This is a genomic window from Paenibacillus sp. FSL F4-0122 (genome assembly GCF_038002845.1).
GTDB lineage: Bacteria > Bacillota > Bacilli > Paenibacillales > Paenibacillaceae > Paenibacillus_AQ > Paenibacillus_AQ odorifer.
Window position 1 is genome coordinate 6610072 of the sequence record NZ_JBBODI010000001.1, and the last position, 23822, is coordinate 6633893.

At 43.7% G+C, this 23822-nt stretch carries 26 protein-coding genes and 1 pseudogene; 8 read left to right on the plus strand and 19 right to left on the minus strand.

Annotated elements, in window-relative coordinates; all coding sequences use genetic code 11:
- Positions 1-138: 138 nt before the first annotated feature.
- Positions 139-2106, minus strand: a complete 1968-nt coding sequence (locus MHH49_RS29150; RefSeq protein ID WP_235219537.1) for a glycoside hydrolase family 127 protein — start codon at positions 2104-2106, stop codon at positions 139-141.
- Between the two features lie 162 nt (positions 2107-2268).
- On the opposite strand from MHH49_RS29150, the gene MHH49_RS29155 reads away from it, so the two are divergent.
- Entirely contained in the window at positions 2269-3135 is an 867-nt protein-coding gene (locus tag MHH49_RS29155) for a helix-turn-helix transcriptional regulator (protein ID WP_036685980.1), read from the plus strand.
- 892 nt (positions 3136-4027) lie between these two features.
- Here the strand turns inward: MHH49_RS29155 and MHH49_RS29160 are convergent.
- Complete coding sequence (locus tag MHH49_RS29160; protein ID WP_340960348.1) at positions 4028-4279, minus strand: hypothetical protein; 252 nt, start codon at positions 4277-4279, stop codon at positions 4028-4030.
- A 459-nt stretch (positions 4280-4738) separates the two neighbouring features.
- On the opposite strand from MHH49_RS29160, the gene MHH49_RS29165 reads away from it, so the two are divergent.
- From MHH49_RS29165 to MHH49_RS29180, 4 genes are all read left to right on the plus strand, one after another.
- On the plus strand, positions 4739-5341 hold the full coding sequence (locus tag MHH49_RS29165) for a YitT family protein (protein ID WP_036685975.1): 603 nt from the start codon (positions 4739-4741) through the stop codon (positions 5339-5341).
- An 81-nt stretch (positions 5342-5422) separates the two neighbouring features.
- Positions 5423-6685 (plus strand): DNA polymerase IV, encoded by a 1263-nt coding sequence (locus MHH49_RS29170; protein WP_036685972.1) that lies wholly within the window; start codon positions 5423-5425, stop codon positions 6683-6685.
- Positions 6686-6842: 157 nt separating this feature from the next.
- A complete protein-coding gene (locus MHH49_RS29175; RefSeq protein ID WP_051491428.1) occupies positions 6843-7607 on the plus strand; it encodes a threonine/serine exporter family protein in 765 nt (254 codons plus the stop codon).
- Positions 7608-7635: 28 nt separating this feature from the next.
- The gene (locus MHH49_RS29180; protein ID WP_036685970.1) at positions 7636-8064 is read left to right on the plus strand and encodes a threonine/serine exporter family protein; all 429 of its coding nucleotides are present in this window, start codon (positions 7636-7638) and stop codon (positions 8062-8064) included.
- Between the two features lie 110 nt (positions 8065-8174).
- On the opposite strand, the gene MHH49_RS29185 is transcribed toward MHH49_RS29180, so the two are convergent.
- The 4 genes from MHH49_RS29185 to MHH49_RS29200 form a co-directional block, all read right to left on the minus strand.
- Positions 8175-9059: a DegV family protein gene (locus MHH49_RS29185; protein ID WP_341138813.1), complete on the minus strand. Its 885-nt coding sequence runs from the start codon at positions 9057-9059 to the stop codon at positions 8175-8177.
- A 534-nt stretch (positions 9060-9593) separates the two neighbouring features.
- The gene (locus tag MHH49_RS29190) at positions 9594-10055 is read right to left on the minus strand and encodes a DIP1984 family protein (RefSeq protein WP_038570144.1); all 462 of its coding nucleotides are present in this window, start codon (positions 10053-10055) and stop codon (positions 9594-9596) included.
- Complete coding sequence (locus MHH49_RS29195) at positions 10052-10582, minus strand: GNAT family N-acetyltransferase (protein WP_341138710.1); 531 nt, start codon at positions 10580-10582, stop codon at positions 10052-10054. The genes MHH49_RS29190 and MHH49_RS29195 overlap by 4 nt, the downstream gene beginning before the upstream one ends.
- A gap of 2 nt (positions 10583-10584) precedes the next feature.
- The gene (locus MHH49_RS29200) at positions 10585-12603 is read right to left on the minus strand and encodes a Na+/H+ antiporter (RefSeq protein WP_036685967.1); all 2019 of its coding nucleotides are present in this window, start codon (positions 12601-12603) and stop codon (positions 10585-10587) included.
- Positions 12604-12853: 250 nt separating this feature from the next.
- Here MHH49_RS29200 and MHH49_RS29205 point away from each other — a divergent pair, with 250 nt between their 5' ends.
- The gene (locus MHH49_RS29205; RefSeq protein ID WP_076272867.1) at positions 12854-13615 is read left to right on the plus strand and encodes an MBL fold metallo-hydrolase; all 762 of its coding nucleotides are present in this window, start codon (positions 12854-12856) and stop codon (positions 13613-13615) included.
- Between the two features lie 77 nt (positions 13616-13692).
- On the opposite strand, the gene MHH49_RS29210 is transcribed toward MHH49_RS29205, so the two are convergent.
- The 9 genes from MHH49_RS29210 to MHH49_RS29250 all read right to left on the minus strand — a co-directional run bounded on the left by MHH49_RS29210 (position 13693) and on the right by MHH49_RS29250 (position 19864).
- A complete protein-coding gene (locus MHH49_RS29210) occupies positions 13693-14328 on the minus strand; it encodes an NAD(P)-dependent oxidoreductase (protein ID WP_036685963.1) in 636 nt (211 codons plus the stop codon).
- An 18-nt stretch (positions 14329-14346) separates the two neighbouring features.
- On the minus strand, positions 14347-15225 hold the full coding sequence (locus tag MHH49_RS29215; protein WP_036686534.1) for a beta-1,6-N-acetylglucosaminyltransferase: 879 nt from the start codon (positions 15223-15225) through the stop codon (positions 14347-14349).
- A gap of 82 nt (positions 15226-15307) precedes the next feature.
- Positions 15308-16174, minus strand: coding sequence for a VOC family protein (locus MHH49_RS29220; protein ID WP_341138711.1), 867 nt, complete (start codon positions 16172-16174; stop codon positions 15308-15310).
- 154 nt (positions 16175-16328) lie between these two features.
- Entirely contained in the window at positions 16329-16841 is a 513-nt protein-coding gene (locus MHH49_RS29225; protein WP_076100668.1) for a GNAT family N-acetyltransferase, read from the minus strand.
- On the minus strand, positions 16831-17175 hold the full coding sequence (locus tag MHH49_RS29230) for a low molecular weight protein tyrosine phosphatase family protein (RefSeq protein WP_076100670.1): 345 nt from the start codon (positions 17173-17175) through the stop codon (positions 16831-16833). The genes MHH49_RS29225 and MHH49_RS29230 overlap by 11 nt, the downstream gene beginning before the upstream one ends.
- Before the next feature lie 36 nt (positions 17176-17211).
- A complete protein-coding gene (locus tag MHH49_RS29235) occupies positions 17212-17763 on the minus strand; it encodes a GNAT family N-acetyltransferase (RefSeq protein ID WP_076100671.1) in 552 nt (183 codons plus the stop codon).
- Entirely contained in the window at positions 17760-18422 is a 663-nt protein-coding gene (locus MHH49_RS29240) for a Type 1 glutamine amidotransferase-like domain-containing protein (protein ID WP_341138712.1), read from the minus strand. Before MHH49_RS29240 ends, MHH49_RS29235 begins: the two co-directional genes overlap by 4 nt.
- Positions 18423-18445: 23 nt before the next feature.
- Complete coding sequence (locus tag MHH49_RS29245) at positions 18446-19048, minus strand: GNAT family N-acetyltransferase (protein ID WP_341031840.1); 603 nt, start codon at positions 19046-19048, stop codon at positions 18446-18448.
- Positions 19049-19129: 81 nt separating this feature from the next.
- On the minus strand, positions 19130-19864 hold the full coding sequence (locus tag MHH49_RS29250; RefSeq protein ID WP_036685954.1) for a metallophosphoesterase family protein: 735 nt from the start codon (positions 19862-19864) through the stop codon (positions 19130-19132).
- 95 nt (positions 19865-19959) lie between these two features.
- On the opposite strand from MHH49_RS29250, the gene MHH49_RS29255 reads away from it, so the two are divergent.
- The gene (locus MHH49_RS29255) at positions 19960-20508 is read left to right on the plus strand and encodes a hypothetical protein (protein WP_341138713.1); all 549 of its coding nucleotides are present in this window, start codon (positions 19960-19962) and stop codon (positions 20506-20508) included.
- Between the two features lie 6 nt (positions 20509-20514).
- On the opposite strand, the gene MHH49_RS29260 is transcribed toward MHH49_RS29255, so the two are convergent.
- Together MHH49_RS29260 and MHH49_RS29265 are read right to left on the minus strand one after the other, a co-directional pair.
- Positions 20515-21039, minus strand: coding sequence for a hypothetical protein (locus MHH49_RS29260; RefSeq protein ID WP_076272864.1), 525 nt, complete (start codon positions 21037-21039; stop codon positions 20515-20517).
- A 171-nt stretch (positions 21040-21210) separates the two neighbouring features.
- Entirely contained in the window at positions 21211-21633 is a 423-nt protein-coding gene (locus MHH49_RS29265; RefSeq protein ID WP_076100677.1) for an Rrf2 family transcriptional regulator, read from the minus strand.
- A gap of 145 nt (positions 21634-21778) precedes the next feature.
- Here MHH49_RS29265 and MHH49_RS29270 point away from each other — a divergent pair, with 145 nt between their 5' ends.
- Positions 21779-21985, plus strand: coding sequence for a hypothetical protein (locus MHH49_RS29270; RefSeq protein WP_076147195.1), 207 nt, complete (start codon positions 21779-21781; stop codon positions 21983-21985).
- On the opposite strand, the gene MHH49_RS29275 is transcribed toward MHH49_RS29270, so the two are convergent.
- Positions 21982-22809: a hypothetical protein gene (locus MHH49_RS29275; protein WP_339810802.1), complete on the minus strand. Its 828-nt coding sequence runs from the start codon at positions 22807-22809 to the stop codon at positions 21982-21984. The genes MHH49_RS29270 and MHH49_RS29275 overlap by 4 nt on opposite strands.
- A 377-nt stretch (positions 22810-23186) precedes the next feature.
- Positions 23187-23792 (minus strand): annotated as a pseudogene (locus tag MHH49_RS29280) (4'-phosphopantetheinyl transferase family protein); the annotation flags it as partial.
- Between the last annotated feature and the right edge of the window lie 30 nt (positions 23793-23822).

The window sequence follows — 23822 nt, forward strand, 5'->3', positions numbered from 1 at the left end:
ATGTTTCTTCTAATTTCGCCATTTCGCGTGTGTTCTCCTTTTTGCAAAAAGAAAAGGACAGACTGTAAATTACAGCTGTCCCCCTTGGAAAATACTGATAAAACACAGTCATTCCCGAGATCTATGTCTACCGATAACTTAAACGCTGGCTTCCGGAATCCATACCTTCATTTCACCACTGCCACGATTTCCCCATAAGTAATACGGAACTGCCTTAACCTTAACAGTTTGAACTGGTGCTTTTACTCTACTGTAAAGTCCACCACTCCAGCCCTCTTTATCTACACGCAGCCCCTCTGCCTCGACAACAACAGCGCCGCCGAGCAATGTCTCATCAAAAGCCGCAGTAAGTTCACTGCCTTCTTTTAAAGAAATTGAGCTTAAAGGCTCACCATTATCTATACTTTCAAGGCAATACACAAGAGGTCCACGCTGAATCGTTACTTTTTGAGCATCTGCACGCAAATTCGGATGTGCGTAGATACGATGTGCCTCCATAGGGTCATGCACTTCGATTACATCTCCTGCTCTCCACAGTCTCCGGATAACGAGGTATCCCTGCTCGATGTTCTCAGCAGTATTCATTGTTTCACCGTTGACTCTGATCTCCATACCTTGGCTCCAAGATGGAATCCGCAAGGCAATCCCAAACTCTGCTTCCGCTGCAGGATTAATCTTCAACGAGACTGTACCTTCCCATGGATAGTTACTCTCTTGCTGAATTGCAACATCTGTTCCACCCAGCTTTGTTGTCAGCTCACTGCCAATATACAAATTCGTATAGAGCGTATCACCATGGATCGTATAGATATATTGATTAAGCGAAGTCAGCAGACGCGCCACATTCGGAGGACAGCAAGCGCAGCCAAACCAGCCTTGACGCTCGGACTTCACATGATGTTTATCTGGGTTGCAGCTACATGCCTTAGGCCATACTTCCAGTGGATTTACATAAAAATAGTGCTTACCATCCTGTGCCATCGAACCCAACACATTGTTATAAAGCGCCCGCTCCATGACATCGGCATAACGTGCATCCGGCGATATTCTCAGCATCCGTTGTGCAAAAAAGATCAACCCAATAGATGCACAAGTCTCTGCGTACACCGAATCGTTAGGCAGATCATAATCGAAGGTGAAAGCCTCACCCCGATGCGTAGATCCGATCCCGCCAGTAATGTACATTTGCTTAGTAGTGATGTTATTCCACAGTCTCTCGCATGCTTCGCGAAGGGTATCATCTCCCGTAAGTGCGGCTAGATCAGCCATAGCAGTATACATATAAACCGCACGCACAGCGTGTCCTACAGCCACTTCCTGTTCTCTTACCGGAAGATGACTTTGGTAATATTTTAAATCTAAATTCTCCTTCTGACCTGTGAAAAAATTGATACTCCCCAGATTATCCCATTGTTGCTTTAAGAAATTCGGCTGTTGACCTCGCTCATTAATAAAAAAGCTGCTGAGCTTCAAATACCGCTCCTCACCTGTGAGCCGATACAACTTAACGAGCGCAAGCTCAATCTCCTGATGACCATCAAATCCCCGCATTTTTCCTTCTTCCGGACCAAACACAGAATCGATATGATCAACCATTCGGCACATGATGTCGAGCAGTTTTCTTTTGCCTGTAGCTTCATAGTAAGAAACGGCGGCTTCAATGAAATGCCCAGCACAGTACAGCTCGTGGCAATCGTTCAGATTAGTCCAGCGTTTGCCGGGTTCTTTTATCGTAAAATAAGTATTTAAGTACCCGTCTTCCTGCTGCGCTTCTCCAACGAGGTCAATCACTTCATCCGCTTGACGCTCCAGCTCGGGATCACGTTTGATGCTTAAGGAATAACCTACGGCCTCCAGCCACTTGGCTACATCACTGTCTTGAAAAACCCAGCCGTAAAATTCGCCGCTCTTCCGGCCCGCAGCAATCTCAAAGTTAGCAATGGCATGACTGGGCTCAGCTCCCGCTGCTTTGTCGTGCAATGCCTCATATTGATACGGGATTACAACATCCTGTACCAGCTTTATATAACTTCCCCAGAAATCATCTTTAATGCTAACGGATTGATCTTTTACAACTTGCTGATCCTGGATCGTTTTATTCATCATCATCTTCCCCTTAGCCTTATTTTATACTCGCTAATTACAATTATAGAGCGTACAATAGATAAAAACTATAATCAGAAGCAACCCCTTTTTTGTACTATTTCACACTCCTATTTCCAAGGACAATTTGAGCTCGGACTACGATAAAAAGAGAGGTAGAACACAGTGAGTCCTTCCTATGTACATTTCGCAGCGCCGCCTTTTCCATATTTTCTGGAATGCAATCACACTGTTTATCAACCCGGAGAGCAGCATCCAAATAGAAGCCATATCGGCTTATTTGATCTGATTATTGTAGAGCAAGGTTGCCTATTTATCGGTGAAGAGCATAATCAATGGGAGGTTGCGGCTGGGCATACGCTGCTTCTGCTGCCTGACCGCTATCATTATTCCGTTAAGTCTTGCGAGGAGCTGACTTCGTTTATTTGGATTCATTTTCATACCCTCGCAGATTGGTCAAGCTCTGAAGGCGAGCCTGTGTATATCAACCGAGAGACACATTTCCGGCAGTTTCTTACTCATCCATATACCATTCGCATCCCGCAGTTTGGTCCCCTTCCTGATCCCTTTAAACGGAGTGGACAAGCTGAGAAGCTTTTACAGCTGTCCACTGGAAGACGTTCCAGTGCAGTTTGGGAGCAGCAAAGGATTTTTGAAGAAATGCTGCGGATGATGGATCTAGCGCAGCATGATACTTCAGAAAGTCATGCGGTAGAGATTGCCGAGAAGACAGAGACTTATATCCGCAATCATTATGCGGAGCCTCTCTCCAATGCCTCTCTGGCGGATGCGCTGCATTTTCATTATAACTACCTTGCCCGCTGCATGAAACGCGTATATGGACTGACTCCGATGGAGTATTTAACGGATTACCGTTTGGAACAGGCCAAGCTGCTTCTGCTTAAGACAGAGATGCCTATAGCTGCGATCGCAGAACGTATCGGTTTCGAGAGCACCGCCTACTTCTCTCGTCGCTTTACTCAGCAGATCGGAATCTCTCCGCTTCGCTTCCGCAAGCGGTATTCCCGATAACAGCAAAAACAGCACGTCTCATAATGGAGGCGTGCTGTTTTCGTTGTTAATGCGATGCTGTAGCTTTCTTGTGGGAGGCTGGCTTTCTTCTGTGCTGCTGGCTTACGTGATTAGCTATGGCTTAATTGGATGCAAGATGCTCCTCTAGCTCGGAGAAACTTAAGTAACTATTGTGATGGAGCAGTACTCCGATTGGCACATTTATTGTGTACCCGTGATCCGTCCTAAATCCTTCTGCTGTTCTTACTTCTTGCTCCTTGCTCCTTGCTCCTTGCTCCTTGCTTCTTGCTTCTTGCTTCTTGCTTCTTGCTTCTTGCTTCTTGCAATAATTTTACCAGTTTACCTTCCTAGGCGCGGCGCACTCATACTTACCATAGATCAACGCTGATTATGCGGCTCGACCCTCCAAAGCTTATCAGCAAGTAACTCACCGTATAGCCACCACACTACTCTCTGTATCCCCCGGAGACGCGTCTGCTTAATCATTCATAGCATTCCCCGTTGCGGACCGGATTGCACCTATTTTTGATTTTCCGCCTATTTTGCGGCAGTTTCGGACTGTATAGCTCTTATTGCCCATAATTTGCCCGCATTTGGACCACATTTGTAGGAATAGCTGCAACTGATTCCGATAGTGTGACAAAACGAGCGAAATCATGGAAATAAGCGCAACTGAGTCCGAACAGTTGCTAAAAAGAACACTGCCTGCCGCATTTGATCCTAAACGTGCTACCCATTGTTTAAACTAGCTGTCTGGAGCTCAACCTAGCTACACTGTGCGGAATTATCTACCTATAGCTCAACCTATCTACACCGTGCGGAATTAGCTACCTATGGCTTAACCTAGCTACTCCGTGCGCAGAATTTGTTACCTGTTGCATAACCTAGCTGTCTACGTCTCGAAATCAGCTACCTTTTGCTCGATCTTGATCGTATCGGACCCTATTGCACCTATTTGTGATTTTCGGCCCATTTTGCGGCAGTTTCGGACTGTATAGTTCTTATTGCCCTTGATTTGCGCAGAGAAGGAGCGCATTTGAGCGAATAGCTGCAACCGAGTCCGATAGTGTGACAAAATGAGCGGAATCATGGAAATAAGAGCAACTGAGTCCGAACAGTTGCTGAAAAGAACGCCGCCTGCCAAATTTGCTCCTAAACGTGCTGCCCAGTGCTTAAACTAGCTGTCTAGGGCTCAACCTATCTACTCCGTGCGGAATTAGTTACCTATGGCTTAACCTAGCTACTCCGTGCGCAGAATTTGTTACCTGTTGCATAACCTAGCTGTCTACGTCTCGAAATCAGCTACCTTTGCTCGATCTTGATCGTATCGGACCGTATTGCACCTATTTGTGATTTTCGGCCCATTTTGCGGCAGTTTCGGACTGTATAGCTCTTATTGCCCATAATTTGCCCGCAATCGGACCATATTTGAGGGAATAGCTGCAACTGGGTCCGTTAGCTCGAAAAAATGCCTTATATCTGCCTAATAGGGTCTGCTGGGTCCGCATGATTAGGCCCGAAATCAGTTTTTTTGCTTCACTGCAATTTTTTGGAAGTGACAAGCATATTTATAAGACATGCCTTTAATGTGGAGATGTTAAATATGCAGTCATTATTAAGATACGCGATCATCCTGATCGGAAGTTTGCTTATTGCAGCAGCAACTAATTTTTTTCTAGTCCCATATAAAATCCTAGATGGGGGAATAATAGGAATAGCCCTCATCATCAATTATTTATCCGATGCCAAAATCGGTATAGCTGTCCTTCTCTGCAGCTTTCCGATATTCCTGTTAGCCTGGCTGAAGGAACGCGATATCTTTTTCAACAGTATATTAGGCTTATTGACCTCATCGTTTCTCATTGAGCTTCTCGGTCCTTTGCAGTACCACTTTCTGTATTATTTTGAGTTCGGCTCCATTTCCAGCGCCATTATTGGCGGTTTTTTAATGGGAACGGGTCTTGGGCTTATGCTGCGGTTCAAAGCCAGTACAGGCGGAACGGATCTGCTGGCTCAATATATCAAAAGGTATCTCCCACTTAATCTTGGACTCATCATTTTTTTGACGGATTTCATAATTATCGGCGCGGGAGGACTCCTAATTTCTAAAGAAACCTTCTTCCACTCCATCCTCACGATTATCGCTGGGGGTGTGGCCACAGGTCTCTGCACCTTGGAGACTGAAGAGAAATGGAAAAAAATATGAATATACACGATCATATGTTCGTATTATAATAATAAGAAAATCATCTACCGTATCTCTACCTCACCTGGAGAGTGTGAATCTATGAATAAAGAGCGTGTTATTTTGTTATCCGATTGTCAGAGCTTTTACGCCTCCGTGGAGAAGGCCTCTAATCCGCAATACAGCAACAAACCGCTTATTGTCGCCGGAGATCCAGCTAGACGAAGCGGGATTGTGCTTGCCGCTTGTCCGTTAGCCAAATCTTTTGGCATTACTACCGCCGAGACCTTGAAGGAAGCACTCGCGAAATGCCCCGAAGTAATCGTCGTCAGACCGCATATGCAGCAATATATCGATGTTTCCTCCCAAATCACGGACATTCTACGCAAATTCAGTGACCTCGTAGAACCTTATTCCATCGATGAGCAGTTTATTGATATCACCGGCAGCCTCAGCTTATTCGGAAGCCCAAGACAGATCGCTGCGACCATTCAGGACTTAATCCGCAGAAATACAGGTGTGCGCGCACGTATCGGTATAGGTTATTCCAAGGTTACCGCCAAAATGGCTTGCGACCTGTGGGCCAAGAAGAACCCGGAAGGTCTATTTACTCTCACTCAGGAAGAGCTTCCAGATGTACTTTGGCCGCTGCCCATTAGTGAGTTGTTTATGGTAGGCCGCCGCATGTCCGCGCACTTCCAAAGCATGGGCCTCACAACGATAGGCCATTTGGCACAGATGCCGCTAAGCGAGCTGAAATGGCGCATGCGGGAGAAATTCCATAAAAAATGCGATATCGATGCCGAGCTGTATTGGCGAATTGCCAATGGCATCGACGATAGCCCTGTAAGTCCCGCTACCTATGAAGTAGCACCCAAGAGCGTCGGGCACCAAATGACACTGCCACGGGATTACTATACACTGCAAGAGATCAAGACCATCATTCTGGAGCTCTCAGAGCTGGTGTGCAGGCGCAGCCGCAAACTAAAGGTGCATGGTGCAGTCGTGTCTGTTGGCTGCCAAGGCGCCAGCTTTGATGACCCCAGCGGCTTCTCGAGGCAGACTACGATGAGCGATCCTACGAATGCAACCCAGCTGGTATACGAGGCCGCCCTCGCTCTTTTCAAACAGCATTGGGAAGGTCAGCCTGTGCGCCGAATTCATCTAAGCCTGTCCAATCTGTCTGACGAAAGCCAATATCAGCTAACCTTATTTGAGTCGCGCCCCCGCTACCGCGAGCTCGAACGGGCCACTGATGCGCTGAAGAATAAATACGGAGAATCGATCATTGGACGCGCCGCATCGTTCACAGATGCCGGACAACTTAAGGACAGATCCGGAAAAATTGGCGGGCACTATAAATAAACAGTGCATCTTTATACATTTTATTTCTTAAACTATATTAAAATATATCCCATATCGTTTATAATGCTATATTGAGGTTGTTATTTTCACACAATGAAGCGACAATCATAAGTATATACACATAGATATGTAACATTCCAGGGGAGGACCGGAGAAGTTGGAAAGCACGAGCAACACTAACACTACCTATTATGAAATCGTTGATCTCTGTCTTCTTGCTGGCAAGATCATGCTGCAAAACGGTGCAGAAACCTACAGAGTAGAAGATACAATGACACGTATGGCTGCTTCTCTCGGTTTTCCAGGGGCACACAGTTATGTGACGCCAACCGTTATTATGTTCACCACAAATAGAACGGAACCCGTTAAGTTATATCGGATTGCCGAGCGAACCACAGATCTGCAGAAAGTCTCGGAGGTTAATGATATCTCGCGGCGTCTGAACGAGCGTCAGATTACAGCCGAGGAAGCTCGGACACGATTAGGAGAGGTCGATGATGCCGCACATGCGTATCCGGTATGGCTGCAAATCATAGCTGCGGCACTTACCGGCGCTTGCTTCACCGTTATGTTTAAAGGCAGCTTGTGGGATGCTCTCCCCGCATTGCCGATTTCCGGGTTAGGTTATGCTGCGGTTATCTACCTGCATCGTCTTGTGCAGACTAGATTTTTTGCAGAGTTCTCTGCTTCCTTCCTGATCGGACTTCTAGCCTTCTATTCTGTAAAGCTGGGTATAGGTCAAGAAATGGACAAAATCATCATCGGCTCCGTGATGCCTCTAGTACCCGGTCTACTCATTACAAATGCCGTTCGTGATCTGATGGCCGGTCATCTGGTCTCAGGCATATCCAAAGGAGCCGATGCCTTTCTAACTGCTTTTGCGATCGGTACAGGCATTGGGCTTGTACTATCACTATTTTAATTCTCCATGTGAAAGAGGTTAGCCCTTCATGATTTTGCAACTTATAACCAGTTTTATCGCCGCGGCAACCTTCTGTATTTTATTTAATGCGCCTAAGCGCGCTCTACTGCAGTGTGGTTTTGCTGGAATGGTAGGCTGGATGGTGTATGTGATCCTTGATGTAGAGTGTGGGCCTGTTGTTGCTACGTTTGCAGCTACTGTAGTTGTGGGCATCGTCAGCCAGTTGTTTGCCCGATCCTTCAAAATGCCGGTTATTATTTTTAGTGTAGGCGGTATTATCCCACTTGTTCCGGGTGGCCTTGCTTACGATGCTATGCGCAGATTTGTGGAAGAGAACTATAATCTGGCTGTAGAAATCGCTGTTCGGGCATTAATGCTCTCTGGCGCAATTGCGGCTGGACTGGTACTGAGTGAAGTTATCGGACAAATGTTCCGCCGGCGTGCAAGCAAAGCCTAACCTTCTTACAACGTCATCTCATAGATTCAAAAAAAAAGAAATCGTCTCTTGGTATAATGAGGATCATCCAACCCTCTTCCAAGAAGCGATTTCTTTGTTTACTGTCCTATCTACACAAGTACTGCTACAGGTTCAACCTCCGAATAAATACTATTGATCCTGTTATTTTTAATCCAAGAAAGTCCTACGGTACCTTCACCCGCATGAACAGCCACGGCAGGAATGTATGTCATAATCTCCGTACGTAAATCAGGCGCCATTTCTTTGATGTCTTCTTCTAACTTCAGCGCCATTTCTAAATTATTGGAATGCATGATGCACACATCGCTAACAAGTCCAGCATCCTGTTTAAAGATATCTAACAGCGCCTGCTTCGTCTTCTTCATCGTACGGATTTTTTCCACAACAATGACCTTACCCTCGTCAAAACGCAGCAGCAAATTTATCCGCAATAATTGACTAAGCACTACCTGTGTACCAGAAACACGCCCACTACGGTGAAGCTGGGACAAGCTTGAAGGGATTAAGTAGAAGGACATATTTTGAATGATATTCTCTATCTTTTCTTTAATTTCTAGGGCAGTAAAGCCCATCTTGTGCCAATGAATACCTCGCGTGATCATTTCCCGAATCGGATAAGCGCCAACCTTAGAATCAATTCCAATGACATTAGCTTCTGCTATTTCAGCACCTTGCATGGAAGCATTGTATGTTCCGCTAAGCCCTGTCGAAAGATGCACCGCGATAATCTCATCATATTCTTCCTTCAACCGTTCGTATAACTCGATAAACTCACCGATTGGCGGCTGTGAGCTGCCTACTTGATCATGCTGACGCATTTTCTCATAGAACTCATCGATCGTAATATCTATATTTTCTTTATAACACTCGTTGTTAATAATCAGACGTAAAGGAACAATATACACATGGTTGTTCTTGGCGAACTCAGGATCGATTGTACATGTACTGTCGGTTACCCAGGCAATTGATTTCATGGTCACTTGTCACTTCTCTCTTTCATGAAAGGAATAGTAGAATGTTTGAAGAGACAAGGGCCACTAAACCTTCTCGGCCAATGAATCACTCTCTCATCCTGTACAATCAACATACGAATAGACCAGCGGTTTAGGAAGTCCTCGTGCGTATTCGTAAATTATACAAGATAACGAGCGATAAGATAGGCAAAACAGGACGATAATGCAAATTTTATTCATCTTTTTTCAACTTTATTCGACATTATTTCACATTATGTATGACGAATATACCTATCCTAATAGAGCCACTTCATGTTATGTAAAAGCCTAACCACAGCAAAAATATCCCCGTCCCCGCCCTCACCGTTCTTACATAAATCAGCGCTTGGTAGTTACATTAATAGGTACTCTTTACAGTTGTTACAGTACGGGGCTAAGTTATGATTTGGTCAGATTTGGCCCGGCATCTGTCAATTTGTCCAACTTTCCCTGTTGGCGGGTTGCGCTCGCCTTTATGAAGATCAGTTACCTTCTGCTGTGATAAAGCTTAGCTTATTACGGTGTAAGTAAGTCTACCGTCCAGTTTTTCTCCTGAATTTTAAAATCCAACTCCCGATAAGACTTAGACAGCTCATCAATCTGCTTCTGAATCTGGGCGACATCCACCGTTCTCTGGAAACGAACCTCAGAGCGGCTGTACCGATCCTGAGTGATCGATGCTTGCTCAAGCAAATCGCTAAAAAGCTTCCGCAGCTGAAGCATTTTATCCCGTTCGGCTAGGGCATCGGCAATACTCCACTTCTCATTGAAGGCCACAGATGAATTCGTTCGATTAATTGCTCGAATCAAAATCGTCTGCTCGTTAACAGCTATTTCCAGCTCACGCAAAAGAGCCTCCGGCTGCTCTGCCGGTTCTTCCCCTTCCTGCACCTTAACGACCCGATCGAGCCGCTGCTTTAGCTGCGCGATTTTACGAGTAAGATCACTTCGGTTCACTAATGCTTCCGCAAGTTTCATATTTGAGTTCCCCCTAAGATTTTCTGATAGCTGGCGATATCCAGTCTTCGACCAAATTTACAGCCAATCTCCTTGAAGTAGGCGCATTGTTCATATCCATTCTTTGAGAAAAGCTGGCGACTGCGTTCATTCTCTGCGCAAACGGTAGCTACTAACACATGGAAATCCAGTTCGGCAGCTCTCTCTTCAATAAAGCGTAAGGCATGCTGTCCTATTCTTTTACCCACACAAGCCGGTTTCAAATACACACTGATCTCCCCAGAGCTATCATAAGCCGGCTTACTCTTATGTCTAGCAATCAGAACATAGCCCTGAATAACATTGTCCCAGGATAATATAACGTATGATTTAAACCGCGGATCATCATTCATCACTGATTGCCGCATTTCCTCCAAACTTAAAGGCTCGGTATGAAAAGAAACCGTAGTGTTCAGCACGTAATAGTTATAAATATCGAGTACATCCGACAGATGCTCTTCGCGAATTTCAGTGAATAACAAACTTTCTCCCATTACTTTGTTCAACACAGCTAATCCTCCCAAATGGATGTTTCCAAATGATCGACGAACTTGCGTAATTTACCGGCTAGCTTGCGGTTAATGGTTCCATCCTGGTACATTTGCTGGACCTTATCCCGTTGCTCCTGAATAGCTTTCAGTTTCAATTCCAGCTTTTGATCATCAACAAGACCATCTTTAGTCCAGCCTTGTCCCTGCTGGAGGCGTGAGATCAGCTTTTCGTAACTGTCTGCGACCTTCTCAGCTGCTTTACGGTTGTTCTCATTCTTACTTGCATTAATAGCAGCAATCGCTGCATGAGACATAGAGATCTTAGCTTTTCTGGCACACTCAGCCTGTTGCAGCATCAGTTGACTAGCTTCCCCTTCATTCTGGCCAGAGAACATCCCCGCAAACAGCCGTCTAATCTCCGTAATGGAGATTCTGATCTGAGAGTTTAGACTTCTGGCTAGAAAGACTTCACTATGATCCAAGAATTCTTCCATCTTCAGCGCCACTGAGGCAGGAATCTCATTGTTGGCCAGCAATTGGCTCAGCTCTTTGCGTTCGGCATGCAGACCCACAATCCTTGCTTCAACCCCAAGTCGGCGGAAGTTCTCCAATGCGGGGTCATTCGCCTGATCTTCGCGGTTAAGACTATAAACTTTTTCTTTAAACTCACTCAAAGCTGGCAATGCAGATTCCTTGCTCTCTTCTGTCATCATACTTTGAAGCAAGGTTATCCCGGCGGCAACAACCTTAGATTTGGCCGCCTGCTCAACCTCAGTATCACCCGGTTCAGCAACCGGCTCTTCTTTACCTGCGAGAATTGGTAAAAAGATACTAGCGATCAGCAGTGACATCAGAATCACACCCGCAGCGATAAAGATAATTAGATCACGTTCAGGAAAAGGTGAGCCATCCCCTAACACAAAAGGAATCGAGAAGGCACCGGCTAAAGTAACCGCGCCTCGCACTCCTGAAATTGTCAGGATTAGCATAGACTTAATAGACGACTTTTCCATTTTTTGCAGGCCGGCGCCAGCCAGGGAGAACACATACACCCATATAAAACGCAGCACAAAAAGCAGCAACGTTATCGCTAATACATAACCAATCACCATAAGATTGTCCACAGCTGTATCCCGGTAGATCACTTCAATAACATCTGGAATCGACAACCCGAGAATAAGGAAGACCAAGCCATTCAAGATGTAGAGCAGCACAGACCATGTGCTGGCGGACACCAGCTGTAGCTTATACTGTGGCGAAACTGCACGGTCCTTCTCGACAGCATGAATTATGCCTGCTGCAACCACAGCTAAAATACCGGATACCCCTATTTCTTCACTAATCAGATACACAATGAAAGGAGTCAGGATTTGCAGCAGCACATGCACTGTGATGTCCTCCATCCCCAGTCTGCGAATAAATACGCTGAACCGAATCAGGAGGAACGCGAGTATTGCTCCGACAATTAGTCCACCTAGAGCAATAATCACAAAGCTAATAGAGGCTTTCGGCAAAGAAAATATGCCTGTAACAGCTGCTGCAATAGCGAAGTTAAACGCAACAAGACCAGAGGCATCATTCATCAATGATTCACCCTCTAGAATACGATGAATACTCTTGGGAAGATGTACTCTCCCAGCGATTGCGCTTACCGCCACAGCATCTGTCGGCGATAAGATCGCTGCCAGCGCAAAAGCAGCTGCGAGTGGAATGGTGGGGATCATCCAGTTAATGGAATATCCAGCGATAAGCACTGTAGCAAATACCAAGCCTAGTGCCAGCATTAAGATTGGAGCACGCAGGTTCCATAACTCATTTCTTGGTGTTCGCTTTCCGTCATTGAACAAAAGCGGCGCAATAAATAACACGAAAAACAACTCTGGCTCCAGTGACATATGTATTCCCAAAGGCAATAGTACGACCACTACACCCAAGCCAATTTGTATTAAGGGTATCGGCACGAAGGGAATGAATCGGTTTATGATGTTGGATATTGCGATAAGCCCAAGTAGGACGAGTACAACTAGAAATGTCTCCAAACCACATCAACTCCCTTTTTTTTATTTGATTATTATATCGCAAAGCTTTAGGCAAGGGCAAAATCTAGCAAAAGATTCTCAATAATAAAACCCCCTACAAATTCCACAAAAATTCCATCAGATATATATTGACATAAATATTTATTTGTGTTATAATAAAATATTTACCTATTGTGTTCGTTTCTAGTTTTGAGTAATATATGCATTAGCCTCACGGCGTCGCTCTTATTATCAATCACGGAGGGATATTATGTACATTGCTCAAGGAATAGAAATGCTCGAGATTACAGCGCAGGTTATGGGTGGAAAAGACACGATTTACCCCACGCTACTCTGGGATGGACATGCCGCCGTACTCGTCGATACCGGATTCCCGGGTCTACTCTCTAATTTCAAAGAGGCTCTAAAAGAAGCGGATGTGCCTTGGCAGAAGCTCCGCACCCTTATTATCACGCATCAGGATTTAGACCATATTGGTTGCCTCCCTGCCCTATTGGCTGAAGAAGATCTAGAGCTTACTGTTCTGGCTCATGAAATTGAGCAGCCCTATATTCAAGGAGAGCGAATGCTCCTTAAGCACACTCCCGAAGCATTAGCGGTGGCAGCGGCTATGATCCCAGCTCATGTACCTGAGGAGTGGCGGCGTGCCTTCCTCTCTGTATTAGCCCATCCTCCTAAAGGAAAAGTGGATCAAACACTTGTGGATGGAGAAAAGTTACCTTTTGCCGGTGGAATTACGGTGATCCATACCCCAGGCCATAGCCCAGGGCATCTCAGTCTTTACCATCATAATAGCCGTACACTTATTGCTGCCGATGCCTTGACCGTTCAGAATGGCGAGCTACAGGGTCCCACTCCTTCCGCCACACCTGACATGGAGCTGGCTTTGTCCTCTCTGACCAAGTTCTCTGAGTATGAGATCGATACGGTCATTTGTTATCACGGCGGACGCTACCGCGGAGATGCAAACAGACGTATTGCTGAACTAGCAGAAGGAAAAGGAAAGCTGTAATTGTACAAAAGAAGACAGAGCCTGAAATCCGGCTCTGTCTTCTTTTTTCATATATGATCGCTATTCTTAATTATCACTTAAGACTCTGAACCTACCGTAAACCGTTCACGAATATGCTGCGGCTGTTCGATTTCATCAACAATAGCAACGGCATAGTCTTCGTAGCTGACATAACTCTCGCCTTTGGAGTTCACCAGAAGATTATCCTTACCTTTTACATAAGAGCCCGTTCTTGTGCCAATGGCAAAATTAGCAGATGGACTAACAAAGGTCCAAGAGAGTGAATCTGTTCCTTGTAGTATCTCCAAATTCTTAGCTTGATTCGTCGCTGTTGGCTTAATGAAGTCAGGAAAGTCATTCGTATCCGCTACTTTAAGCGTTTTGGCTTCATCTACATATAGACTTCCTGCACCGCCAACTACAATCAATCTTGTATCGGGCGAAGCCTTCAAAGCTTCAATAAGCACATTCCCGGCATCCACATGCAGATGTTCTTGTCCAAACGGCGCACCAAAAGCATTCACAACCACGTCGAACCCCTGCAAATCTTCAGTGGTAAGCGCAAATACATCCTTTTCGATGACATTCGCTTTCCTATTTGTTACTTTAGATGCATCCCGTACAATCGCTGTAACTTCATGACCTCTATCCAACGCTTCCTGCGTAATTCGACTTCCAGCTTTTCCACTTGCTCCAACAACTGCGATTTTCATATGATTGTCCTCCTGAGTTTACGATGTTTTCGCTTTAGTATTTATATCAAGAAGCTCCTGAACGATGGTTCTATCGATATCGAGATCAAATTTTCTCCCCCAAAAGCATTCCGTGCCCCGTTGAGTGATCCGATCATAGTCTTCTATCGTTAGTGTTCTAGGATAATCCGGTCCTGTTTCCCAATCTGTATACCGCTTAATTTCATTCAGTACATGCATCTTATAAACGCTATTCAAAATTATCGTATGGAAAAAGATTTCATCTCCACATAAAGTGTTCCTAAAAAATCTGACGTATTCCGGAGAGCTTTTTGTAAAATCCAAGATGTATTCCATACATTCACCTGTAATTGACATCCAGTTCGAGCCTTTATATAAACCTTTCGGCAAAGCACCTAATTTTCTTTGCAGAAACGGAACGCTCATAATTAGTTTAATGTACCTCATTCTGATCGCTGTCATACGCCGGGTCCTTGAGATGAGGAACCTAGGATAATAAACTGAGACCCGCTCGTAACATCCCCAAGTTTCCGCTGCATTAGGCAGCTGCAAATACTTCACAAATTCCTTACCCTCATTCATCTTAAAGAAATCTAGAATCACTTCATTTGAAGCTAGAGGCAGATCCTGACCGCTTAAGATGTGAATATAATTGAAATCCCCATGTTCTTTGATCAGCGAAAAGCACTTCAAAATACATTCAATTTGACTGTAATGCCCCCACTGTACATCAATAGGCTTTTCCACAAAATGAATATCGTTACGATGAATAATATCAGCCTCAATATTACTTTTCTGATCGACATGCAGGAAAAACTCTACGGACTCGTTAGTTAAACTATCGATTAGCATATTGATCTGCTCCGGATTTTTATGACAGAGAATTATATACGCCATTTTGAATGCTTCCAACAAACTTCACCCTTCCGCCCACCTATTTCCAATATTATAAAATAAATGGACGAAAATGGATATAGATTTATCTTTCTAAAACAAGTCTGATTCCAATGTTCCATGGATCTTGGAATGTAGGATTTCCATTCTCTTCTGTAACTGCGTAACCAGCCTGCCGAACTCGCTCCACCACAGCGTTACGTTCCTCTTCATTCGCAAGAATTAATGTGAAATAATCAATCCCTACAGTATCAGCTGGAGCCGCAGGTGCACCCTGTCCGGCCCAAACATTCAGCCCGATATGGTGATGATAACCACCAGCAGAGATAAACATAGCAGCACTTCCATAATTGGCTGTTAGTTCAAAACCAAGCAAATCGACGTAGAAGGCTTTCGCCTTATTTAAATTCCCCACATGAAAGTGTACATGCCCAATCACTGTTCCTGCTGGCAGCCCGTTCCATGATAAACCTTCAGAAGCAGCCAGTAGTCCATCTACATCCACTGGATCAGTGGACATCATTACATGCCCTTCCGCATCATATTTCCATTCACTCTTAGGTCGATCTCGATAAATTTCAATCCCATTATTATCTGGATCCTGAATATACAGTGCTTCACTGACCAGATGATCGCCCTGCCCCACCTCAATCCCCGAAGAGATCAAATTACGCACAACCAATCCAAGGCTAGGACGATCTGGAACAAGGATAGCAAAATGATACAACCCAGCCACAGAATTAGGACGGATCACCCGCGCATTTTCAATCTCCCGCAAAATCAATAACACATTCTGACCGTCAGCGGTCATTTCAACTTTGCGGCCAGTCTGCCGTAAAACGCTTAATCCCACAACATTCTGATAAAAGGTGAGCGAACGCTCCAAATTACTTACTCTAATCTGCACCAGACCGATCTGAGTGTCTGGTTGAAGTATTGTTTTAGTCGTCATTATAAATTCCTCCTAATCATGCTGTAACTATTTCAGTTACAAATTAACTATCTTTAGTATAGTTACCTTCTATATGTTTGTCAATTACCTATAAAAAAATCATGTCGACTGGTTCACAGCCAAACATGATTCACAAAATAATATTATAAGTAATTCAAAAAAAGGTTTCCGGGTATTTCAACTCTCCCTTAATCCTCTGCAGTACGCCTTCCTTCAGCTCACAGACCATAAAGACATTCTCCGGTACCTCAAATTGCTTCAACTCCAGCCCATGTAGCCCTGCGGGTTGAAATCCGAATCTCGGGTAATATTCGGGATGCCCGATCAAAAAGACAAGCTCATATCCAAGCGTTCTACATCTTTCTAACCCTTCTTGGATCAGCGCCTTGCCGATTCCTTGCTTCTGAACGTTCGGCAGAACAGCTAATGGGGCTAACGCAATCACATCAGATAACTTCTCCCCATCTTGAACTACAGCCTTACTTAACAGTAGATGTCCTACAATCTCATTATCCTTTTCCGCTACAATCGAGAGCTCCGGGATAAACCCCTGCGAATTTCTAATGTTTTCGACCAACCGCGCTTCATCTTCCCGATCACCAAAAGCCTTAACATTCACTTGAAATACTCCATTATAGTCTGCCACAGTTTCTGTTCTAATTCTCATTTTTGTTGCTCCATTCCAGAAAATATTCGGATACACTGGATTCCAGAAGGCCGATCAAATCTTCATCCATATACTTATAGTCATCAGCTATGTTCAGGCAAATTATTTTTTTGCCAATTACACAACCTCTAAATTTATCTTGAATTCTTCGAACATGTTTCTTCTCCATCACAAAAATCACATCCGCCCAACCCAAATGCCCTTCAGAAATTTTGATTCTGGCATGATCTTCAGTCCCTGCAGATCTCACTTCATGACCATCAATTCCTTGAAAGATCTTCTCCGCAGTTAGACTCCGCCAGCGATTCTGGCTGCAGACAAACAGTAGTTTAATAAGTGCACCTTCCTTATCCGATTGTTAAAAAGATATTTATTGTCTCGCCTGCTTCGTGTATTCAATCAACCAACAATCTCTTAGCTCTCCTTCATGTTGCTCGTGCTGTTCAAGGTATTTCTTCTTCACAAAGCCAATCTTCTCATATACTCTAAGGGCTCTCTTATTCCAGGCTTGCGGGTCCATGACGATTTTGTCCGCTTGTTTTATTTCGATAAGATACTTAACCGTTTCTTTAATGAGCCGTGAACCAATTCCTTGATTCCATAAATCAGGCTCGCCAATGAACTGGTCCATCCCAAAGATTTGACCTTTGAATCCCACGTAGCCGTACACTTCTAATTCTTCATCATCTATAAGATAGAACTGAAGATAACCTATATCCCGCTCCTTGTATTGCACTATACACCGCGTGACTTCTGCTTGCTCGTCGTAAAAATGCTCCCTCACCAGCTCCAAATCATGCGGGCGATCACGGCCTTCATAGAACTCCAGTACAACGGGATCTGAGAGCCATTTCACAAGTAATGCGGCATCGTTTAACTCAAGTGTTCTCAGTCTGATCTCTTGCTTTTCAAAAATAATCATAACGCGCCATACAGTTCATAAAGAGGTCTGTAGCTTGGATGTTCTTCTATTTCCGTTACGACAACACCTTGCTCGGAGTCAATCACACGGTAGGCTTTAGCTACTTCTCTGGTCGACATCACTTTATATTCATTATCTTTATAGATGATTGCACAATTGTTATCCACCGCGATTCCCGGCAGAATCCCCATGGCTGCAAGCTTGATATACTGCCATTCCCCCTGGTCGTCGAACGCTTCAGAGTCACTATGCCCATATTCAAACCAACAGATGGAACCTGCGCTAAGCCCGGCCAATACGGTTCCAGAGGAATAAGCTTCTTTCAAAAGCGTATCTACCCCTGTATTTTTCCAAATCTCCAGCATCTTTCGGGTATTGCCTCCACCAACATAAATCAAATCAGCAGCTGTAATTAAATCTGTAATCTCATCCTGAGTGTAGGTTTGGCTCACAAGCAATAAGTGACTTGTTTCACATCCGAGAATATCGCCATATACTTTGCTAAAAGTATCACAATACCCTGGCGCATCACTACTGGCTGTTGGAATAAATAACGCCTTCGGCTTAACCTTTTGAGTTAGCTGCACAACTTCACGATCAATTTCCAGCGTTTCAAGCTCGATTAACTCTCCCCCGCCAATAACTACGATAGTGCCCATGTTTTCCCCTTCTTTCACTAGGATTACATCCTATTGCTTACTCTTGGCTTACCGATGCTTGCAAAATATTCCTCTGCCAAAATGCTGTAGATCTCCAGATCCACCAGCCCTTTACCTGACCATACATGCGCCTGCCTTAATGTGCCTTCTTTCGTAAAACCATTTTTCAAAAGCACCCGCTTCGATCGTTCATTAAAGGGCATAACCTCAGCTTGAATTCGATTGACTTCTGCAGTCTCAAATAAATATTTCACCACTAACTGAATGGCCTGAGCTGCAATCCCTTTTCCCCAGTAAAGTTCCGCCAAAAAGTAACCGATCGTCACCATATCCACCTTTTGATTAAAATCCATAACTTCGATGATACCTAGCAGTATGTAAGGGTTATTTTTGAGGAAAATCCCCCATTTCACTCTTACCCCTTTGGTAAAATCACGTTCGAAATGCCCGATCATATTCTTAACTGTATCTTTATTATGTTTTGGAATAATCCCACAGTACTCAAACACTTGATCATTGCTATATATCCCAAATACCTCATTAAGGTTGCTGACTTCAATCTTTTTCAGTAATAATTGCTCGGATTCCAAAGTAGGGAATTGCTCAAATACGTGACTAAGCTTCAATTTGTTCCCTCCATTACTTTTTGATGGCTTGGATTAAGGTTGCAGTTTGATTTTTTGTTTCCTTTATTATCCTTTCCTTTATTATCCCCGGACACTTCCCCTGTACTGCGCGGTTCTAAGCTCACGAATATAAGGCTCAGCAGCTGGCATATCTGCCTCAACGGCCTGTTGAACGGCTAACTCGATGTCATAAGGCACTCTTACAAATTGCATATTTAAAGGAGCTGCTGACCCTCCCATGTATTCTCCCTCCATAATCACATAAGATGCCTGGGTTAAATCAAGCGGATTCCCCACACTGCCTACATTAAATAAAGTCTTGCCTTCTAGATGTTGAATAAAAGCATTATGAATATCCCCGTAACCTACGATATCCGCTTGTCGTTTCTCCTGGCAGAGATCAGAATAATCAAACAAAGATAATCGCTTTTCATAATCATCCCAAGGTTGAACACGTTCATACAGGCTTCGTGGCGAAGCATGAAATAATCGCACAAATTTACCACTTATCATAAACTCAATCGAAAACGGCAACGTGCTTAAATAATCAAGACGTTCTTGACCTAATAACCCGCGGCACCACCGAGCCATCTCAAAATCAACATCCTGATTCATTAAATCATCCCAGTTCCCCATAACACTGATTTCACAATTCTTTTTTATGATATCAACGGCTAGATCTGAGTTCGGTCCTTTTCCAACAATATCGCCTAAACAAAAGACTCTGCTGATTCCCCGCTGCTGGATGTCATCTAAAACGGCCGTAAGGGCCGGTATATTTCCATGAATGTCTGAGATTATTGCAATTTGCTCCACTGTAGAACCTCCGTATATATTGATCTTTAAAAAAGTTACTTATCCTAATTCTAATTGTACTGCATCAGCGACTGTTGCTCATTTATAGGGCATTTTTGCTTCTCATTTTGCTACTTTGGATGATTTCAGCCCATTTCAAAGGCATTTATACCGTACATTTCACCATTTCATCCACTTCAGCCCATTTCAACGGCATTTATACCGTACATTCCACCATTCCAGCCACTTCAGCACATTTCAACGGCATTTATACCGTACATTTAATCATTCCAGCCACTTCAGCCCATTTCAACGGCATTTATACCGTACATTCCACCATTCCAGCCACTTCCGCACATTTCAACGGCATTTATACCGTACATTTCACCATTTCAGCTACTTCAGCCCATTTCAACGGCATTTATACCGTACATTTCACCATTCCAGCCACTTCAGCCCATTTCAACGGCATTTATACCGTACATTCCACCATTCCAGCCACTTCAGCACATTTCAACGGCATTTATACCGTACATTCCACCATTCCAGCCACTTCTGCACATTTCAACGGCATTTATACCGTACATTTCACCATTTCAGCTACTACAGCCCATTACAAAGGCATTTATACCGTACATTTCACCATTCCAGCTATCTTGTTCTAGTCCCACTTAATCTTTTGTAAACTTTATGGATTGTAAAATATCCTCTATCCTCTTCATGTCTTCTTTATGTACTTCATCCACACTGTAAGGGAACTGCACCATAAATGACATTTCCGGTTCCTCAATAACGTAATAGATAGCTTTCCCTTTACTCCCTTCCTCTTCGAATACTTCAGTTTCGTACTTTATGGACTCTAACCCGCCTAAACTAGCTTTACTTTTTGTCAGCTCCGCCCCGTTGTTGTAATTCGTTTGGGCATCCCCGAGCCATTTGTTGACAAGCTCCATATCCTTAGGCTTAAATCCAAAGAGCATTACTCCTGGACCTTTAAGTCCCTCAGCAGGTTTATAATCAGTCGTAGAGACTATCAACCATAATGGCGCTCCATACTTCTCAGTTACAACCCAATGATCCGGATAGTTAAAGGTGATTCCAAAATTCGCATCCTCGTATTTAGTGGTATCCCTTGATTCATTACATCCGGTAATCATTACTATAATTAGTAGTATAGGCAGTAATTTCTTTAACATTCTTTAGCTCTCCCTCAATGTATGTATATTATCTTTAATCCGGCTTCTAAATACAGATTCTATATTCCCTCTTACTTCCCTTCTTTGTCCATAAACCTAATTAAGCAAAAAAAGACCAGAATCACGTTTTCACATGTTCTGGCCTTCCTTCTAAGCTATGATATGGAGTAATCATAATTCAGGCATTTCATTCACAATCTGCTCCAATGTAACCTCCTGGAGAACATTCTCCATTGCTTTTTGGGCGAGCGAGAACACAGGTACAATTGCACTGGCTATATTCTTGCCAACAGGACAATCGGGATTAGGATGCTCATGGACAGAAAACAACGAGTCCTCTTCCACCGCATTAACTGCTTTATAAATCTGCAGCAGCGTAATCTCGGATGCGCTACGTGTAAGCGAAGCACCTGCGACTCCGGGGCGGGCATTTACTAATCCTGCTTTTTGCAGCATACTCGTAAGCCGACGGATAACTACAGGGTTTGTGTTTACGCTACCAGCTATCCACTCCGAAGTGCTTTTGCCTTCTTTATTGCTGTCAATCAACGTTAATATATGAATGGCTACCGCAAATCGGGTGCTAATATTCATAGAAATCTCTCCTTCTGCCTTGCTGCAAAACATCATTCAGATGCAACTATAATAGTTACATTTCATGCGTTTGTCAAACTTTTGAGGATATGAACAACTTAAAATCTATCAATATTCTCCATATAGATTAGGATGGTATATTTTCATGAAAAAAGATCGCTGGGCAATATTTTTAATAATAACAGTTGTCTTTGAATTTATTAATATAACTTACAGTTTAATATTCGAACAATCCATAGAATGGTTTTCTTTGATTATCTTAATTCTCTTTGTTTCTTTAATTGTTAATTCTAATATAAGTAAAAACAAAAAAATGATTAAATACAACTGCCAAATGGCACTCGTATCCTAAGTATCTTTTCCTATGTTATCGAATTCCTTTAGAATCTCAGCCACCTGGGCAGCATATTTTTTACTCAGACGCGATTTGCCAAGATTACTCTTCACAATCTTAATGATTCGGGCATCTCGGCTCTTTGCAAATCTCTCCAGCATAACAAAGCCTTCTTCAGGCTCATTCGCCACAAATACACTCAAGCTGTATTCAAGTCCCTTAGATAATACACGAAAATGCTCAGCGTCCTCATGTTGCGCTCCCCCACCATCTATACTCTCCATGATTCGGGCAGCCAACTGAAGACAATATAGCGTATTTTCTTTCTTTTTTAAAAGAGGAGGATGCGCTAATGCCGCTACAAAAGCCCGTTGTTCAAGCCTGTTCGCACCTTTCTCCCACATGTCGATCAGCTGTCTAAGTAGGGTGAAATCATCCTCCCCTATACTTTGCAGCGCCATAGCAGATGCTTCACGTACCCTCCATCGCGAGTCATTCATAGCTGTCTTAATGATGTTTTGAATCACTACTTGCTGCTCTTCTCCACCGTAACTGTAATAAGCACCGAACGCCCTAATCGCACAAAACGGCAGAAACTCACGGGGATCATTCACCCCAGCTTCAGCTTCAGTAATATTAGTCCAAGAGACGAGCAGCTCCCAGCCTGTATCTGTTAGATTAGGATGCGCGAATTGTTTGGCGAAATGGTCTGAGAGCTCCAAATTCACTCGTGGTCCTGGGAGTTTACTCTCCTGCATCATCAAATCATTAAGCTGTACCCACAGCTCCTTATCGTTTACCCATTGCTGAAACGGCACTTCAATCATCTTTTGCTCAGCCATCTCTGGTCCCTCCGATAGTTATCTTCAGATTCGAACGATTCCTTGCATCGCGTATGCGAGTTTCCTGTTCCATCAATATTTGATCAAATCTCCAGCATTAATCACTCATGGACATTTTACATCAAATCAATGGCTTATGCATATAACCGATGAGGGAATATTAACACCTTGGCAGAAAACTTCAAATCTAGATAAAGCGAAAACGTGCAAGACAAAAAGCAACTTATCTGTAGATAAGCCGCTTCTCTGTAACAAGTTCAATATCACCTAGGCTTAGATCGTTAAAAAGCATCCAATAGTTGCATGCAATCCTGGTGAAATTGGCATTGGTTTACCACTGAAACCTCCCCGGGAAATAAGGGGTTTTGCGCACATACGGCTAATTTATATTTCTCATCAATATGATACTGCTTAAAGTGATACAATCCGATTGCGTCATGGTTCTCCAATTGAATTCCGTTGTTTAAACGAAACGAAAACGAGTTCAATGGAAGAGATAATCCCTTCCCTATCGCTTTGATATAGCTTTCTTTAAGTGTCCAAAGGTCAAAGAAAAGACTCATCCGACCCATCTCTTCACATTCCGTCAATTGGACATATTCATCTTGCGAAAAAAAACGCTTAGCAATATTAAGATCGGCTTGCTGAATCTGCTCAATGTCAATACCGATCGGCAATTCATCTAATGCGCAAACCACCCATTCTCCTGAATGCGAAATATTAAACTCTACAGTACCCCCCCTTTTTTTTAGGGAGGGTTTTCCGTAGACATTTGTAACAAACTCGATATCGCGGTTGTTCACTTTTAACCGTTTATTTAAGCTTACACGAACCAGCAATTCAGCAATAAGAGAATGCTGCAACGCTTCCACTCTTTTAAAGCGTTTAAGCCGCTCTCTCTTTTGTTGGGGGATGCGCCACATTAATGTTTCTAACGCAGGTTCAGATATTAGCTCAGCCACCTTCACCCCGAAAATCTCCATCGCTCATCGCTACTCCTTCAGCTCATAAGT